The organism is Streptomyces sp. 1222.5 (genome assembly GCF_900105245.1).
GTDB classification, from domain to species: domain Bacteria; phylum Actinomycetota; class Actinomycetes; order Streptomycetales; family Streptomycetaceae; genus Streptomyces; species Streptomyces albidocamelliae.
Genome location: NZ_FNSZ01000001.1, coordinates 1796381 through 1813648, shown reverse-complemented (window position 1 = coordinate 1813648; position 17268 = coordinate 1796381). Strand labels below are relative to the sequence as shown.

The 17268-nt window shown below is 68.0% G+C and carries 14 protein-coding genes; 3 read left to right on the top strand and 11 right to left on the bottom strand.

Features of this window, described 5'->3' with window-relative positions; translation table 11 throughout:
- Window positions 1-6 precede the first annotated feature (6 nt).
- A complete protein-coding gene (locus tag BLW57_RS08145) occupies window positions 7-1665 on the top strand; it encodes an N-6 DNA methylase (protein ID WP_093473272.1) in 1659 nt (552 codons plus the stop codon).
- A 28-nt stretch (window positions 1666-1693) separates the two neighbouring features.
- On the opposite strand, the gene BLW57_RS08140 is transcribed toward BLW57_RS08145, so the two are convergent.
- The 8 genes from BLW57_RS08140 to BLW57_RS08105 all read right to left on the bottom strand — a co-directional run bounded on the left by BLW57_RS08140 (window position 1694) and on the right by BLW57_RS08105 (window position 11732).
- A complete protein-coding gene (locus tag BLW57_RS08140; protein WP_093473270.1) occupies window positions 1694-3829 on the bottom strand; it encodes a UvrD-helicase domain-containing protein in 2136 nt (711 codons plus the stop codon).
- A gap of 40 nt (window positions 3830-3869) precedes the next feature.
- Window positions 3870-5081, bottom strand: a complete 1212-nt coding sequence (locus tag BLW57_RS08135; protein WP_093473268.1) for an McrC family protein — start codon at window positions 5079-5081, stop codon at window positions 3870-3872.
- Entirely contained in the window at window positions 5078-6883 is a 1806-nt protein-coding gene (locus tag BLW57_RS08130; RefSeq protein ID WP_093473266.1) for a DUF4357 domain-containing protein, read from the bottom strand. The genes BLW57_RS08135 and BLW57_RS08130 overlap by 4 nt, the downstream gene beginning before the upstream one ends.
- Window positions 6884-6980: 97 nt before the next feature.
- The gene (locus BLW57_RS08125; RefSeq protein ID WP_256339426.1) at window positions 6981-7853 is read right to left on the bottom strand and encodes a hypothetical protein; all 873 of its coding nucleotides are present in this window, start codon (window positions 7851-7853) and stop codon (window positions 6981-6983) included.
- Between the two features lie 77 nt (window positions 7854-7930).
- A complete protein-coding gene (locus BLW57_RS08120; protein WP_256339425.1) occupies window positions 7931-9058 on the bottom strand; it encodes a protein phosphatase 2C domain-containing protein in 1128 nt (375 codons plus the stop codon).
- Window positions 9059-9066: 8 nt separating this feature from the next.
- A complete protein-coding gene (locus BLW57_RS08115; RefSeq protein WP_093473262.1) occupies window positions 9067-9732 on the bottom strand; it encodes a vWA domain-containing protein in 666 nt (221 codons plus the stop codon).
- A 45-nt stretch (window positions 9733-9777) separates the two neighbouring features.
- Window positions 9778-10275 (bottom strand): hypothetical protein, encoded by a 498-nt coding sequence (locus tag BLW57_RS08110; RefSeq protein WP_093473260.1) that lies wholly within the window; start codon window positions 10273-10275, stop codon window positions 9778-9780.
- A complete protein-coding gene (locus tag BLW57_RS08105; protein ID WP_256339424.1) occupies window positions 10272-11732 on the bottom strand; it encodes a coiled-coil domain-containing protein in 1461 nt (486 codons plus the stop codon). Before BLW57_RS08105 ends, BLW57_RS08110 begins: the two co-directional genes overlap by 4 nt.
- A 347-nt stretch (window positions 11733-12079) precedes the next feature.
- On the opposite strand from BLW57_RS08105, the gene BLW57_RS08100 reads away from it, so the two are divergent.
- Entirely contained in the window at window positions 12080-12655 is a 576-nt protein-coding gene (locus BLW57_RS08100) for a tellurium resistance protein (RefSeq protein WP_256339423.1), read from the top strand.
- Between the two features lie 51 nt (window positions 12656-12706).
- Here BLW57_RS08100 and BLW57_RS08095 read toward each other — a convergent pair whose 3' ends face one another.
- Both BLW57_RS08095 and BLW57_RS08090 read right to left on the bottom strand, forming a co-directional pair.
- Window positions 12707-13948, bottom strand: a complete 1242-nt coding sequence (locus BLW57_RS08095; protein ID WP_093473257.1) for an McrC family protein — start codon at window positions 13946-13948, stop codon at window positions 12707-12709.
- Window positions 13941-16046, bottom strand: coding sequence for an AAA family ATPase (locus tag BLW57_RS08090; RefSeq protein ID WP_093473255.1), 2106 nt, complete (start codon window positions 16044-16046; stop codon window positions 13941-13943). The genes BLW57_RS08095 and BLW57_RS08090 overlap by 8 nt, the downstream gene beginning before the upstream one ends.
- A 148-nt stretch (window positions 16047-16194) precedes the next feature.
- On the opposite strand from BLW57_RS08090, the gene BLW57_RS42195 reads away from it, so the two are divergent.
- Window positions 16195-16509 carry an EVE domain-containing protein gene (locus BLW57_RS42195; RefSeq protein WP_256339422.1) on the top strand — a complete coding sequence of 105 codons (315 nt, stop codon included), beginning with the start codon at window positions 16195-16197 and terminating at the stop codon, window positions 16507-16509.
- Between the two features lie 289 nt (window positions 16510-16798).
- Here BLW57_RS42195 and BLW57_RS08080 read toward each other — a convergent pair whose 3' ends face one another.
- Window positions 16799-17254: a hypothetical protein gene (locus BLW57_RS08080; protein ID WP_093473254.1), complete on the bottom strand. Its 456-nt coding sequence runs from the start codon at window positions 17252-17254 to the stop codon at window positions 16799-16801.
- Between the last annotated feature and the right edge of the window lie 14 nt (window positions 17255-17268).

The following is a 17268-nucleotide window of genomic DNA, read 5'->3' as shown; positions in this document are numbered from 1 at the left end:
GCGGCCATGGCAGACAAACCCGCGGCACCGGCCGGGTCCCTGGTCACCAGTTCCGAGATCGCCCGGACCGCCGGCGTGACCCGTGCCGCGGTCTCCAACTGGAGAAGGCGGTACGACGACTTCCCCGCCCCCGCCGGCGGAGGGGTGAACAGCCCGCTCTTCGACCTCGTCGAGGTGCAGGCCTGGCTGGACCGGCAGCGCAAGGGGCAGGACGTCACGCAAGAAGTCCAACTCTGGCAGACCCTGCGAGCAGCTTACGGTGACGACATGATCGGCGGTCTCGCGGATGTGGCGCAACTGCTCGCCGACGCCCCGGGCGAGATGTCCGCGGCGCTGCCGAAGGACGCCGGACGCCTGGCACGGGCCCTGGCCGACAGCGGTTCGGCGAGCGAGGTCGTGAACGCTCTCGCGGAACGTTTCACCGACTCCGTCCGTCGAGCCGGATCGGATCAGGTCACCTCCCCACGCATCGTCCGCGCCGTGCGGCACTTCGCCGGAGGGTTGGCGCCCGAGGACACCGTCTTCGACCCGGCCTGCGGTATCGGCACGCTGCTGCTCGCGGTCGGACCCGCGCACGGACCCAGAAGATGCGGCCAGGAATCGGACCCCCGTAGTGCGCGCTTCGCTCAACTACGAGCTGCCCTCACGGACCGTGCGGACGCGGACATCGTCACCGGAGACTCGCTGCGCCATGACCGGTGGCCGGAGCTGAAGGCCGCTCTCGTCGTCAGCGATCCACCGGTGAGCGACACCGATTGGGGTCGTGAAGACCTGCTTCTGGACTCACGTTGGGAGTTCGGAACACCCTCACGGGCCGAGAGCGAGCTTGCTTGGCTGCAGCATGCCTATGCACACACGGCACCCGGCGGTCGCGTCATCATGGTCATGCCTGCCTCGGTCGCCTACCGAAAAGCAGGCCGCCGCATCCGCGCCGAACTCGTACGGCGCGGGATCCTCACGCAGATCACTGCTCTGCCACCAGGCGTCGCGGCATCACATGCGCTCCCCGTGCACCTCTGGCAGCTGCGCAGACCTCGTTCCCTCGGCGATGCCGTCACCAGTGTCCGTATGGTCGATCTGACGGCGAACGATCCGGACGGCTCACTGGAGGCGCAACCCGACCAAGTGGCGGAGGTGTCTCTGATCGAGTTGCTCGACGACGCCGTGGACCTCACCCCAGGGCGGCGCGTCGCCGAGTCGCACCGCGACTACGCGGTGGAGTACCAGGCCCTGAAACAGGAGCTGGCCCATCAAGTGCGGTTGCTGGCGGAGCTTTTGCCCGCGCTGACCCAGGGCGCCGGCGCCAGTGCACTGGACGGGCCGTCCGTCAGCGTCGCCGACCTTGCTCGCGCCGGACTGGTCCAGTACGGCGATCCGGAACCGGTCTCGGTCAGCGACCAGCTCGACACCGACTTCCTCCGGGGATTCCTGCGGAGTTCGGCGAACACCCGCAGGTCCACGAGTGCCAGCGGCACGTTCCGGCTCGACGGCAAGGGCGCCCGGATTCCGCAGATGGACATCGCCGAACAGCGCCGGTACGGGGCCGCATTCCGCGCACTGCAGGAATTCGAAGAACTGACTCGGCGCGTGTCCGAGTTGAGCAAGCAGACCTCCGCACTGGCGCGGGACGGTCTGGGAAACGGAGCACTGGCACCGATGGAGTAGCGGCTAAACGTTTACTCCGAAATCCGAGTCAGCCCTCCAGAGGCACGAACGGACTGGCCGCTCCGCTCCACGACACCGCCAGCGCCTCCCGCGCCCGCGTGCACGCCACGAAGAGCAGGCACCGTTCGCGCAACAGGTCCGAGTCGTGCTGCAGCGCGTCCACGGAGGCAGGTGTGACCTCACGTGTGAAGGGCACCGCACTCGCCGTCGCCCCGAGGACGGCCACGCACCGGAACTCCAGCCCCTTCATGGCGTGCATGGTGGCGAGCCGCACGCCGTCGACGTCCGGCCCGGGGTTGTCCTTGACCTTGACCACTGGGACACCGGCCGCGCCCAGTTTGTCGTAGGCCTTGTCCAGGAGCACGTTGAAGCGTGCGCAGACGCCGATTTCGGAGGGCCGGATGCCCTTGGCGATCCAGTCCTGAACGCGTTCGACGAGCGACGCCACCTCGGCTTGCTCCGAGCCGTATCCGTTCACATGCGGCCTGCGGCCGTGCAGAAGCGAGCGGTATCCGGACAGAGTGTCGTTGCCCTCCCCACCGAGATCTTCCACGGTGACGGGGGTGAGTATGTGCGTCGCCCAGGCCAAGATCTCCTCTGTGCTCCGGTAATTGATGCGCAGCCGATGCGAACGGCCGGTGACCGCTATACCCAGCGAGCCGAGCGAGACCCTGGAGTCGTAGATTCGCTGGTGCGGGTCGCCCGTGATGAACAGGTCGTCGCTGCCGGATGCCACCGCGCGGCGGAGCACCCGCCACTGCGTGGGATGCAGGTCCTGTGCCTCGTCGATCACGACGTGGTCGTGCGTCGGTGCCGTGGCCGCCAGGAGATCGGCTGCACGCGCGCACACCTTGAGGTGTGTGGTGGCCTTTCGCTCCTGGAGCAGGGACTCGAACAGCTGGACGCCCACCCACAGTTGCTCGCGCCGAGTGGGCGACAGCGCGCTGCCACGACCACGCCGGGAGGCGGCGCGGTATGCGTCGAGGCTGCGCAGGTCCTGGGCGAGGATCACGTGCCGGTACTCCTGCGCCAGGAACTGCTCCGTCCAAGGCAGCCCGAGCTGCTTCACCACCCGTTGCCACAGCAGCCGTTCGTCACGGTCGTTGACAGGGGAGACGGCCTTGCCGTCGCTACGGGTCACCACGCTGTGCGCGTACGCGTTGACCGTCGTCACGTCGACCCGGTCGAGGAGCGAGGGGTCCCCGTCCAGCAGCATGGACAGGTTCTCGCGCAGCGAGGCGGCGAGGGCATTGGTGTAGGTGGTCAGCAGTACCCGCGCGTCGGCCGAGCGGGTGAGCAGATGCTTGACGCGGTGGAGGGCCGCAACCGTCTTGCCGGTGCCCGGGCCACCGGTCACCTGTACCGGCCCGCCGTACGAGACGCGGTAGGCGACCCGCAGTTGGGACGGGTGCAGGAAGACGCGCCAGGCCGCGAACGGCTTCTCCAGGATGTCCGCGAGTTCCTCCGGCCCGGTCACCAGGGTGATACGGCTGGCGGTGTTGGCGATGACCACGGCCAGGCTCTCGTCCGGGTCGGGCCCCGCGTCGACGGGCCGGCGCACGGCCACCACGTCTCGGTACACTTCGTCGGGGCTGAACCCTTCCGCGAGGTACTGAAGCACCTCGCACTGGTCCTCCGGCAGGAGCGTATCGAAGGCCTGGAGCTGAGGTTTGTCGACGATGGTCCGCACCGCACGCAACACCTGGTCGTCGATGCCCAGTTCGCGCAGCACCCTGTCCGAGTACTTGGCGAACAGCAGGGAGTCGGCTGCGGCGGCCGCCTTCTCCAGGGCCGGTGTGAGCTGCTCGATGGCGACGACGTTGCGCACTTCAAGGGCCCGGGTGGCGGAGTTCGTGGTGTAAAGCCGCTTGGCAGCCCAGGTGTAGGCGTCGTCGTGCGGCACGACGTTCACCAGGAGGAAGACATCGCTGCCGTCGTCCGGAGCCAGCACGACGCCCCGCCAGAAGTCGTTGATGCGTATGGTGCGCATCCGCGGATCACGCGCCTTGTCGACGGACTCCAGGTGCAGCCCCTTGTCCGCGTGCAACTCGGCCACGGTCAGCCGCTGGAACTTCTCCATGGCCTTGCGCACGCCTGCTTTGACGGGCTTCTCCAGCACGTCGTAGCTCTCCCAGAAACTGCTGGCGAACGCTAGCTGTGGCACGTGACGCCCTCCCACCCCTGAACGGACCCCTCCACGTCGATCATACGCGCAGGTCGGGAGCCATTTGCCGGGCCACGGCGGCGATGTCAGCCAGCAGCCCGGCGGGTTGCTGGTCCAGGTCGAGTGCGTGCTGGTGGATGTGGATGCCGGCGTGTCGCACCCGGTGCACGGCGTGGGACTCGTTGCCCTTCGCGTACACGAGGTGGCCCTCCCGCAGCCCGAGTGCTGTGCAGTAGGCGAGCATCTGGTACAGGTCGGTTTCGGGGAAGCCGCCCCGCTTCTCCGTCTTGTACTTGGCATCCACGACGGCGGCCGGCGCCCCGTCCGTTCCGTAGAGCACGAAGTCGGGACGCATCCGGACCGCTGCGGCCTCGTCGAGGTGGTGCGCATCCTGAAGACGCGACGTCCGCCCCGAGCCGCGCAAGGCTTCACGCAGCGCGATCGTCACGAAGTCCTCGAAGAGTTTGTTCATGTCGAACATGAACCCGTTGATACGGAGGCCGCCGTGAGTGTGTTCCGCCGAGGCGTTCTCCAGGACGACACGTGCAAGGCGTAGAGCGGTGTGGTAGCGGGAGTTGAGGCGCGTGGGCCGCCATTCGGGGAGAGGCTGTCCACGCACGACGACTGTCACCTCGGCCAGCCGCCCGCGTTGGTGCAGCAGCCTGCGGCGTACGTCGCGCGGTACGCCGGGCAGCCGCAGCAGGCGGTCGACAGCGGCCCGCAGAAGACGGTTCTCCGCGATGTCCGCGGTGTACTCGTCGTACGTCACCTCCACCGGCAGGGTGGCTCCGAAGCGACGCCGGATCTGCTCGGCTTCGCGGATCCGGCCACGGACGACGAGGGCGGAATCCTCCGTGACCCGGTACCCCTGCAACAGCCCCTGGCGCACCGCCCGGTCCACCTGCCGCTCAACGGTGTCGGCCAGCGCGGGCAGCAGATCACGGTACTCGGTGACCTCGACCTCCGTGTCGCGCCAAGCGCCCTTCGGGTCGAGGCTGTAGCCGAGGAGGAAGAATAGCCGAGTGATGGGGGTCTTGGGCGTGATCCGCACAGTGACCGGCTGGTCGACGCCCGGCACTTCGACGGCAACCGCGCCCACCTTGCTTCCGGCCCGCAACGACCAGCGCCCCGTTGTGTACGGGTCGGGGGCCGCGTCGAGGATGGCACTGGCGGCCAGCGCGCGGCCGACCGCGTCCGGCAGAGCGAGACTGACCGCGGGGGCGTGCTCGACGAGCTCGACGACCGCTGTCACCCGAGCGACTCCCGCAGCGCGGCCAGTCCGTAACGCTTCTCGACGTCAACGCCCTCGCCGTAGTGGTGCTCCTCCAGGAGCGGCAGGATCTTGGTCCGCCAGGTCCGCTCCAGACCACCGTCCCGGTAGACGCCCTTCTTCATCAGGTACGAGGGCCCGATCCGGAAGTCCGGTTCGTCGACACGTGAGTTGAGCGCGTCGAGGAGATCGGCGGGCTCGGCTTCCTTGCCTTCCCTGGCCAGCCACCGGCGCAGCAACCCCCTCGTCGGCTCGGTGCGGGGCGACAGCTCCACGAAAGCGAACCGGCGCCGCATGGCCGCGTCGACGAGCGCGATGGACCTGTCCGCCGTGTTCATGGTGCCGATCACGAACAGGTTCGGCGGCAGCGCGAAGTCGTCACCGGAGTACGTCAGCCGGACCGACTTGTTCCTGTACTCCAGCAGGAAGTACAGCTCGCCGAAGACCTTCGCCAGGTTGGCCCGGTTGATCTCGTCGATGATCAGGAAGTGCGGGATGTGCCGGTTGCCCTCGCGGGAGGCGAGGTCGGCCAGTTCGCGCAACGGTCCGGCGGTGAGCCGGAAGGCGACCTCCCTCGTCTGCGAGTCTTCCTGGGGCCGGAATCCCTCGAAGAAGTCCTCGTAGGCGTACGACGGATGGAACTGCACAAGCTTGACCTGCTCGGGTCCGCCGCCGAGGAACTCGGCGAGCTTCAATGCGAGGTAGGTCTTTCCGGTGCCGGGCGGGCCGTAGAACACCAACTGCCGTTCGTCCGCGAGCAAGTCCCGTACCTCGTGCAGCCAGTCCGTTTGGTGCACGAGCAGCTCTTCGGCCAGTTTGTCGGTGGGAGAGGGTAGCTCGGGCTCACGGCGAGCGATGATCGCGGGGATCTCCTCGGTCGGATCCCGCTTCACGGCTTCGGCTTCCTTCACCAATTCCTCGTCGGTGCGTCCGAGCCCCTCGATGAGGGAGAGTACTGACGTGAGATCCACGACGTCATGTTGCGCGGACAGCTTCTGCTGAAGTGCCTCGGGCAGTTCGTCATAAGGGATGCCGACAGGCCGCCACTCGGCCTTCCGCCGCAGGTTGGACAGTGCGCCCTCGGACTCCGTCTGCTCTGCCCTGCCCAGGATCTCCCCGACATAGAGTCGTCCGTCGGAGATGGTGCACAGCGTGTCACCCGTACGCATCTGGGTGAGGAAGTAGTGCAGTTCATCGGCCATGGCCTGCTTCTGGCTGTACGAGGCGGTGGCGTCATAACCCTCCTGGACATACCGGCGCAGGACACTCTTCGTCGGTTCGTCCTCGGCGACGGGAGGCAGGTGCGTCGCGGCGAGCGTCACCCACCCCTCGGGCACCCACAACCGCTTCACGAGATCGCGACCCGACACGTTGGAACCACGCACCAACCAGGCCTTGCGCGGGAGGCGCCAGGAGCGGCCGAGATAGTCGACGAGGGGGAAGCCCTCCACCGTACGCCATTCGGACAGGGCGTCCGAGCCTCGCCCGGCGACGACGGACGCCGCTGCTGACGGGGAATTGCATTCGATGTCCCGCGTGGTCTCCAAATACCCGGGCCACCGCTGCGACTCGTGAATCGCGCCGTCGGCGACCAGCGCCTCTCGCTGCGCCGTCGCATACTGCCCTGTACCGGGCAGTGTCTCCTTGCGCACCGGCGATCCGGACAGGATGAGGAACTTCGCGCTGCCGTTCATGCCTTTCTCGGACAGCACACGCCCGCGGGCGTACCCACCGTTCGGCAGCCGAAGCCGGAACTCCGGGTATCGCTTCTCGTCATCGTCCATGCTGATCGCTCCCCTCAACAGCCGGCTCGGGTGAAAGGTTAGGCCGCCCACCCGACACCTTTCGTCGTCCGGCGCTGGAGAAGCGCCGGACGTCTCACTACTGCCTTGGTGCGCGCAGACTGATCGAGGTGCGGACCCGCGCCCCGTCCAGGACAGTGTGGTCGATGACGGGCCGGGGCCTGGGGGTGGCCGCGGTCAGCTTGATCATGCCGCGGTCACTCAACGCGGTCTGCCATTCGCTCGGCCTGGGGCGGGTACCGCGCTCACCGGCCGCCTGCGAGAAGAGCCGGCGCACCGCGTCATCCTGGCGGTCATTCAGGCAGCCGGTGACGAGCTTCAACTCCTGTCCGGGCGTGACATACGGCTCCTGGGCGAGGATGCGCCCGACCACGAGAGCGGTCTTGTACGCGTCCGTGTCCACCGATGCTTCAGTTGACGGCACCAGCGGGTCGTTCCAGTCGGGAGTCCCGGCCTGGGCCTGCACGGGTGCACGTCCCACCCGTCGAAAGCCGTCGCAGTCCAGGAAGTGGACGGCGGTTTCCGGCGTGAGTGACCACAGGACGTTGGCCTGAGAGATGTCCCCGATCACGAGCCCGGCGCCGTGGAACCAACCGATGGCCTCAGCACAGTCCAGGGCCAGCGCTTTGCGCTGCTCCGGTGTGGGCTGGACCACCTCCTGCCACGCCACCTTGGGTTGCCTGATCAGATACTGCAGTTCGAGCAGCTTCGTGGATCCCGCAGCGGTGCACCACGTCATGTCGGACGGGGCACGTCGCATCAGGAAGCCGAGCACTCGATTTCCCTCGACCACCCGGCACAGCGGCCAGGCGGCAAGGGAGTCGAGGCGGCTGCGGTCGGACCGGCCCAGGCTCTGCCGGAACGCGACCAAGTCTGCGAGGGCGCCACCGTTGACCTTGGACGGGTTCTTGTACTCCTTGAAGAGCAGCGGCCCGTCGGCCAGAGCGTGCACATCACCCTGGCCGCCGCTGCCGACCCGGTCCCGTAGAGCGAGTGACGCGCGGGCGATGTCCGCACCGTCTTCCGCGCTCATGCTCCGTCCTCCCACACGCAGATGACGGTGCGGTCGTCGTCGTAGGACTTGGCCCGTGTCTGCGCCTGCCAAAGGAAGTCGGACAGCGAGGGAATTTCAGGGCCGCCCCAGGCGTCAGCGAGATGGTCGGCGAACCCCGGGTCCTTCTGTGTCAGGGGGTTGGTGATGCCGTCGGTGCCGAGGAGGAGAACCTCGCCCGGCAGGGTGGGCACCAGGGCAGCCTTCACGCTGCTGTAGGCATGGGGAAGCGCCTCGGTTCGGGTGTCGAGAATGGCGCCGTCATCCATGGGATTCACGTGGTGCCAGCGGCCCTCTGCCAGGACGAAGAGCCCACCGTCGCCCACGCTGAACAGGGCGCGTTCACGGACGCGAGGGTCCGTGGGGACGAGCAGAACGTGCAGGGTTGTCGCGTAGTCGGCGTCAACATGCACGCGCTTTTTCCGGTAGGCCTCTTGCTGCCAACCGGCTCGCAGTTCGTGAGCCACCCCCGTGATGGCCTTGTTGGCCAGTCCGCAGAGTTCGGTCTCGTTCTGCGCGCACAGCGCCGCATAGATGCCTTCGGCCTCGTGGTCCAGGTACTCAGCCGTGAGACGTGTGACGCGATGCGACCCGATATGTGAATAGCGGGCTGAGCCGACCCCATCAGCCACCGCCAGGAGAAGCATCTCGGCGTCCGGGGGACCGATCCGCGTGATAGTAATGGCGTCCTGGCGACAGGTTCCCTCCCAGTTGTGGGAGTCCCCACGCACCGATGTGGCCCGCACGGTGATAGCTCCCACGCGGGCGCCATCCAGAAGGACAGCGGGGGTGACTGCTGCGAACGCGTCCCCGTCCCGGACGGAGGGGCGTGACAAGGGATGCGGCGGATAGCTGGGAGGACGGTGACCGATGTGATCGGGTACTCCGCGCAGTATGCCGGCCCCGGCCTCCTGGGTCGCCACAGGGCGTTCCGGGGCATGGGCCTGCGGTGCCGGCGACTCGTTCGCCTGCGACCGGGAGATCGCCTCGTCCGCGACCATCTCGGGCGGCAGCGTCGCATAGTGGGCGTCAACGACGTTGCCGGCGGCGGGTTGGTCCACGTTCCAAGCGACCTGCCCTGCGTCGCCCGACTTCTCGAAACTCACCGGGCCGCTCACAGCTTGTCCAGGGAGAGCTTCGAGAAACCGGTGATCTGCTCCTCGACCTGGAGCTCGAAGCCCTCACCGCCCTGGGCGGCCATGCTGGTCGCAGAACTCACAATGGAGCGGGTAAGGCTCGAAGCGAACTCCCTGATTGCCATGGCAGGGGAGATCGATTCATCCTGCTGGATGAACGCCTTGAAGTTGGCCACCTCCGTGATGGTGGCTGGTTCGGCGTCACTGATCCCGAACGCGATGATCTTCGGCGCATAGCGGAACGAATTGAGTTCCTTGAGGTCGGTACGCCAGCCCTCGTCCGTGGGGATGCCGTCGGAGAGGAAGAAGACCACCGGCCTGTAGACGTCGTGGCCTTCGGCCTTCAGCTCCGCGACGTCCCTCTCGATGGTGTTCTTCAGCAGGCGGAAGGCGGCTCCGAAAGAGGTGACTCCGCCGGCCGTCAGGGACGGCAGTTGCGTCAGCTCGCTCAGGTCGGCGAGCGGCTGAAGCACGGAGGCCTGCGTGGAGAATCCGATCAGCGCGAAGCGGGTCTTGTCCGCGACGCTCGGGTTGGTGCTGATCTCCTGGTGCAGGTCGGGCAGCGCCGAGTTGATGGCGTCCACGCCACCTCCGGCCATGGAACCGGACTCGTCACACACCATGTAGAAGGGAAGGATCTGCATGGACTCTCCTGAGCTCAAGAAAACGGCCTGAAGACGGCTTGGCCGTCACCGGGTGTAGAAGTAGATCTCCAGGTCGGCCGCGCCGGAAGCGCCGCCGTTCCAGAAGTCCCGTGTCGTGGCGTCGCTGAACATGTGCGGGCGCGCCTTGTGCAGGGACTTGTTGATGTCGCGGGCGTATGCCTGACCATCAGTGGGTTCGTGGGCCTGTCCGAAGGTCAGCACGAAGGCCGCGTCGCGTGCCTTGTACCGGGCGGTGGCAGCGCGCAGCTCCTTCACCATCCGCGAGGTGTCACCCGGCAGCGCCGCCACATGGAGCTTGACCGGCTTGCGCTCCACGGAACGCGGCCCCGTCGGTCTCGGGCTCGGCTTGGGCGACGGCTTGCCGTCGGCCGACGGGGAGGGATGCGCGGCGGCTTGGGCCGCCGCCAGCGGATCCCCTCGGTCGCCCATGGACACCAGAGCAAGGACGAGCAGCATGTCGGCGAAGAGCCACCCGGCAAGGTGCAGAGGGTTGAACCTGAAGCTCGGCTTGCGAGGGCTCACCGTGCCGATCCGATCCCGGCCTGCAGCTCCTTCGCCTGCCGCAGCTCCTCCTCCGCGCGCCGCAGTTCATCCGCGGCGCGCCGCTGGGCCGCCTCGGCTCCGAGTCGCGCTGCCTCGGCGTCGGCTCGTGCCGCCTCCGCGTCCGCTCGTGCCGAAGCCACGTCGGCTCGCGCGGTTTCCGTCTCGCTGAGCGCCCGCGCCAAGGCGTCGGTGACGCTCGCGAAGCGGTCGGCGGCATCGTGCAGGGCACGGCTGCGGGCCTCGATGCCGAGCAGGGCCTCGCGTGACGACTCTGCGGCCTCGCTGGAGCGCTCGGCTACTGCGCCGAGGTCGTCGAGCAGTCGGCCGTTGACGTCGGAGACGACCTCGATGCCCGTGGTGAACCCGCGCTGCGAGGCCGCCAGTACGGTCAGGGAGTCCTCGACCTGCTGGGCCGCGTCGGACAGCGCGCCGCGGACACGGTCGCCGTTGTCGCCCACTGCCGACTCCAGTCGGTCTGCGGCACGAGATAGCACGTCGCGCATTGCGTCGCCGGCCGCTCGCAGGTCTTCCAGCGCCTTGTCGAGCACGCCGGTCTGACCGCTGACCGCGTCGGCCAGCTGCCGTCCCGCCTGTGTCACCGGGTCGGCGAGATCCTGGACGGCGGTCTGAAGGGCCGTTCCACTGTTCCGGACGGTTTCCTCGATCTGCTTGACCACTTGCTCGATCGGCCGCACGTACGCCTCGGCCTGGGAGAGGCGCTGCTCTGCCTTGTCCATGGCCTCGCCGACGAGTTCCGCGGCGCGAGTGAGTTCCTCCTGCGTGGCGATGGCCTTGGAGTGCATGCGCTGGAGTCGTCCGGCCGCCGAGTTGAGCTCCGCCGCGAAGCGCTGAGGGGAAGCGACACGATGCCGATTGAGGCAGAGCTGAGCGCCTGTCAGGACCGGGGTGAGGCGTGCGAGGACTGCCTGGGTGCGGTGGCGCGCCTGCTCCTCGCCTCGTTCGGCGGCGGTGCGACGGTAGCCGTGGACCGCCGTGAGGACGAACAGCATCCCCAGCGCAACGCAGCCCGTCACAGCGACGTGCCCGAACCGGAACACGTCGCCCAGGTGTCCGTCGAACCCGGACTGCCACAGCTGCAGAAAGGGCCGGCCGGCCGCCTTGGGGTCGTCACCGGTGAGTGCTCCGTACGCGCTCGAGGCCTGCCAGAGTCCGAACCACGTGAAGAGCAGGGGCAGGAAGACCAGGGCGCCGAGAACCACGTCGAGCAGGGAGTTGAACCGAGTGCGGCGGCTCTCCTCCGAGGTCTCGGCGATGCTCTCGGGCCGTGCGAAATGCCCCATCAGATCGAGGTCGGCCCACGGGTCGAGGGCCTCCGCGTCGTTGGAGTCCAGTGCCTTGGCCAGCGCGCGCAGTTCGTCGGCGCGCGGCGCGAGCAACGGTTCCTGCGCCATGTCGTCGAGGTGACGTGCCGCCACCCCGCTGTCGATTTGAGTCCCCGCGAACATTCCCTACCCCTGCCCGGTGATACCGGGCCATCTGTGCAGATCCATGTGACCGTCGGCGCGGCAGTGCCTTGACGCTCACGCCTGCGTGTCAACAAACATGGTGCCTACAATGTTCACACCTTCTTCACTGCTGACGCAACAATAGGTGAGAATCACACGGTCGATCCGGCGTGTTGAGAACGATCGATATCGATCGGTGATGTAAGGGGAGGGCTGCGATGAGCGGTGACACAAGGCAGCGAGGGGTCATCCAGCTGGGCCGAGGAGCGGCGCCCGTCCAACCTGAGCCCGCGGAGCGACGCCCGCGGGAATCGCGGATGCGCACCGTGGACCTCACCAAGCAGACGCCGCGCGCTCAGATCGCGGGCCGGGGCATCCTTCAGGTGAACCTCAATTGGTCGGTCGCCTCGGAGGCCGACCTCGATCTGGGCTGCATGGTCCTCACCCGCGACGGAATGGGCGCCGCTGTACAGCCCCTCGGTGAGGAGTGGGGGAGTCTCGACGCCTGGCCCTACGTCAGCATCGACCAGGACGACCGGACCGGCGAGACCTCCGACGGGGAAACTCTTCGTATCAGCCTCGAGCACCGCCGCGAGTTCACCAAACTCCTCGTCTATGTGTACATCTACGAGGGCGCGGCGGACTTCCGGACACTCGGAGGCGTCGTCACCGTCAGCGCACCTAGCGGCACCTGGCGCATCCACCTCGACGACTCCCCGGCCGGCGTCACCGCATGCGCCATAGCGCTGCTGACCCCGGGGCAGGACACACTCGAACTCCGACGCGAGGTCCGCTGGTTCACGGCCCAGCCGTGGCTGCCGAACCAGCTGCTCATCGACAAGGCATACGGCTTCGGCTTCGACTGGGTGCCGGGCAGCAAGCCGCCGCTGTGAGCCGGTCCCGGTCCGGCATGGGTTCTGGCCGAGCCGTCCGCTGCGGCCACCTCATGGCAGCGCGGTGCGCATCCACGCGCCCGCCTGCTCCGGTGGGGCGTGTGTGTCGATGCCGAGCACGTGGATGACGCCCAGACCGCGTTGAGGACTCCCGACCTGAAGGGTGCGTTGGGCGTATCCTCCCGGCTGGGGATGGACGATGACTGCACGCGGCGCGTTGACCGGGGTGTAGCCGGCGCTGTAGGTGAGGAGCTGGTGGATGTCGCCCGCGCTCACGCCGTGGCGGTCGTAGCGCTTGTACTTGGCGTCGACGGGCAGCAGGGCGTGCTGGTGCGTGCCGGGGCCGGGCAGGCTGAGCAGCATGTCGGGGCGGAACGTCGAGGCGCTGCCGAGGTCGCCGCGGACGGTGATGCCGGTCTTTCCGTTGCTGGGGACGGGGCGTCCGCCCTGCGGGGCGACTGCCTCGGTGGCGAGCCGCCGGACGACGGCTTCCCAGAGGGCGGGCATGGTCAGTAGGAGGCCGCCTGCCGTAGAGTCGTGGTCGGTCAGCAGGTCGTTCGGGCCTCCGCCGTGCAACAGCAAGCGGGCCCACGTGTGGGCAGCCCGATAGCGGGCGTTGAGGCGCGTGTACTGGGTGCGCTCGAGGACGCGCAACGCGGCGGCTGGCGTGCCGGAGTGCGGGAACGCGTCGGCGACGTCGTGCAGGCGGCGGGCCAGTCCGGCGTCGGTCGACAGGCTGAGCGCTGCCTTCAACGCCGTCCCGAGTATGCGGTTGTCCCCGATGTCGGCCTCTCTGTCGAAGGCGCGGACATGCAGTTGGTCCAGTTGCCCGAAGCGGCGGGTGACCTGCGCGGCGACGTCCAGGCGCCCGCGCAGTACCGGCTGGAGGCTCTGACGGCGCACGTAGTCCCGACGCAATCCCTCCCGCAGGAGCTTCTCGCACTCCTCCAGCAGGGCCGAGGCCACGAGGTCGGCGTAGCCGTCAGGGGAGCTGGACCAGCGCCTGGCCGCCGTCGGGACGGTGGTGTGGAGCGCGTAGGCGAGCCACGCCATGAGCTGCTCGCCCGGGATCGCGAACTTCGGTTTGATGACCAGCCGTACCCGGTCCAGGGTCACTACGCCGACGGTGGCGTCGGCCTTGAGCCGCCAACCCGCTCGGGCTGTGGTCAGGGTCAGACAGCCTCGTGCCTGCAGGGCGTAGAGCCGGTCGAGATCACGGGCGGTGAGCTGGTCGGAGGCCAGCTCGGCGGACTCGTACTCGCCGAGCCGGACCTCTGGGCGGCGGTCAGGCATCAGGGCCCGTCGTGTCGCTGGTGAATTCGGTGGCCAGCGCATCGGCGAGGTCCTGAGGAGACATGAGCACGGGCCGCCCGGTGTCCTGGTCGACCAGGACACCGAGGACGCGGTGGAGCAGGTCCGCGCGGCCGAGACAGTAGTCCTCCAGGAGGGGCACCACCTCGTGGTGGAAGGCGGCCGCCAGGTCCTCCTCGGTGGCGATCGGCTCTCCGTCGCGCATCAGGTAGGCGTGCCCGATCTGGTGGTCGGCGTCCAGGTGGTGGGCGATGCGGCTGTTGAGAGACTCGAAGAAGGCCGCCAGGTCGAGCGGGCCGACCGTTCCCGACACGGCGTCCGGGTCGGGACCCACGGACAGGAAGGCGAAGCGGCGGCGTACCGCGGCGTCCAGATGGCTGATGCTCCGGTCGGCCGTGTTCATCGTGCCGATGATCCGGACGTTCGGCGGCACGGAGAAGCTGCGCTTGCTGACCGGCAGGTCGACAGACAGGTTCCGTTTGTCGAGTTCGAGGAGCGTGATCAGCTCACCGAAGATCCTCGGCAGGTCGCCCCGGTTGATCTCGTCGATGATCAGGAGGAAGGTCTGGTCGGGATGGCCGGCGGCGCGTTTGCAGAGCGAGTGGAACAAGCCGTCCGCGAGGGCGAGGGTGAGCCCGGAACTCTTTGCGTCGAGGTCGGGCTTGAAGCCTTCGACGAAGTCCTCGTATCCGTACGAGGGATGGAAGGTGACCAGCCGGACCCGGTCACCGCTCAGCACCTCGGCCTGCGCCCGAGTACGTCGCTCCGGCTCCGAACCGTCGAGTACGTCCGCGCGGCCGGCCAGGGCGAGCGCGGCACCGAGGGCGAGCCGCGTCTTGCCGGTGCCGGGCGGTCCGTGCAGGATGACCTGGCCCTTGCGATCGAGGGCGTTCATGACCGCCTGCACGTCGTCGGGCAGGTCGACGGGCGTGCTCGACACCACCGGACGGGCGTCCCGAGCGATGCCGGATGGCCGCATGGTGAACCTGGCGAAGGTGGCCGGGTCGACCCTGGCGAAGGTGGACCGCCAACCGCGCTGGGGCTTGGGCAGTCTCTGTGCGTGGGATAGGTCCCACTTCACCGGGACGATGTGCTGGTACTCCGGTCGATCCGGAAGGAACTGGTAGCTCGCGGTGACAGTGCCGGTGGCCAGGATCTCGTCGAGCCCGCGGTTGGCGACGATCCGGTCGCCCGGCTCCAGATCCCGGAAGGCGAGGAGGCGGCGTGCCGTGTTCAGACTGCCGCCGCTGCCGCCGGGATATCCCCTGTCAAGGGCGTCCTTGAGTTCTGTGTCGCTCCGGTACTGGCCCAGGTCACCCAGTTCGTCCCAGCCCACGCAGATGAAGTCGCCGTCGCGGCACTCGCCCCAGAGCCGCCCGCGCTCGCCAGGAGCGATTTTCCAGATCGTGCGTTGCCGGGGACGTGGGTCGAAGTCCTGGTAGAGGAACGTCATCACTTCGTGCCTGCTCCAGCCCTCGAACTCGGTGCGCGACCGGATGAGTTCGAGGAGCCTGCGATTGCTGCGCCAGGCAGGCGCATCGGCTTCCGCCGTGCCGCCGAGCAGGATCAGGAACCGCCGCAGGTGTTCGGTGGAGTAGACGGGCAGGAAGTGTTCGGGGAAGTAGACGGCCAGCGACTTGGTCACCAGCGCCGGACCGAACCGCAGCGCGGAGAGTTCGTCCACGGCTTCGAAGTCCCCAGCGGCGACCGCGTCGAAGGCTGCGACGAACTGCCCCCGAAGCTCCTCCCACGCATCTCGCGGCTCAGCCTTCCGTAGCGGAGCCGCCAGGCGCCACTCGCCCGAGTTGTGGAGGAACATGATGTGCTTCGCGGCGCTGCCGCCCTTGATGCTGCCCAGGTCCGGAGTGAGGAACTCGAGCAGGCGGCAGTACGTCGGTTCCGATCCGGCGGGAGCCGACTGCCCGAGGGCATAGCGCTCGAGCGGTAGCGTCTTCCATCCCTCCAGCGGGAACTGGGACAGAACCCGCTTGCGCTCCACCTCGGCAGCAGACTCCCTCTCCGCTACGGCCGTCCGGTCGAACCGAAATGCCGCCGTGCTCACGTCCACCCCACCTGTCATGCCGCCATGATGCCGGAAGACGTTGATCCCGCAGCCGGAGGTCGATGGTTCGTCTGCGAACGGCTCTGTGGGCTGACACCATGGACCGGCAGGGGCAGCTCCAGCTCGCTACGCGCGGAGCGCAGCGACACAGGTGATGGGGGAAGCCGTGGAGGACTGGATCTACATCCTCAACCCGAACAAGGACACCCTGGACGGCGAACCATCGACCAAGGGGACCATCCGCCGACTTGCCCATGAAGAACCCGAACTCGACCTCTGGCTCAGCCGGCGCAACCGTATGAGCCCAGGAGACCGTCTGTGGTTCTACTTCAGTCAGCCGGAGTCAGCCGTGGCGGCGCTGGCCGAGATCGACAAGGAACCGTACGAGGATCCCGAGGATCCGGAGTTCTCGTACCGGGTCGAGGTGACCCTGCTGCCGGAGGCGACGGATGCCTTGCACGACCGGCCGGTCAGCCCGTGAAGAACTGGGGCTCGGCCAGGTGAGGTCGGTGCAGAAGGTGAAGCCCGCAGCGCTGTCGGTGCTGCTGGCGAGAGCGGGGCTGGAGGACGACGGGACGTGGGCGGAGCCGGACAGGGCAACCGGCGTGAGATCTCCGCGCCCGTCGAGCAGTCAGGTCACGTCCGGCTCTCGTGGTCGGCATGCCGTCCTCGCGTCTGCCGACCATCGGAGACCGGGCCGCCCTGAGCGTCGAGAGCTACCGCTGGAGCCGGTGACCGGCTGAGGCGCCACACCCGCCGCAGGGGGCTGGTCACTCGCCTCCGGCCGCCGCCAGGTGCTCGCGCATCACGGCGGCGATGCCCGTGGCGTCTCCTGTCGCCGGCAGGCGCCACGACATCTCGTCGCCGTTCTCCATCACGAAGCTGCTCATGAAACACACACTGGCGGGCGAGGGGACGTACGAGTCTCGGAGCCACACGGCGAAGGCGGCCGCTTCGTCCGGCGTCGCCTCGATGACGCTGATGTAGGCGTAGTCCACGGTAGGCATCGCCGACGTACCGGTGACGTAGACGTCCGGAGCCACCTGGATCTCGAAGTCCAGGACCGGCAAGTCGCGCAGGGCGGAGGTGTTCGCCTCCAGGAAGGCGCCGGGGAAGTCCCGTTCCAACGCGTCACGGAAGGTTTCCAGGCTCGCCTGCCACGCTGCTGGGTTGTCCGTGGGCGGAGCGAAGACGAAGTTCGACCGCTGGTGGTACTCGGTTGTCACAGAAGTCCTTCACT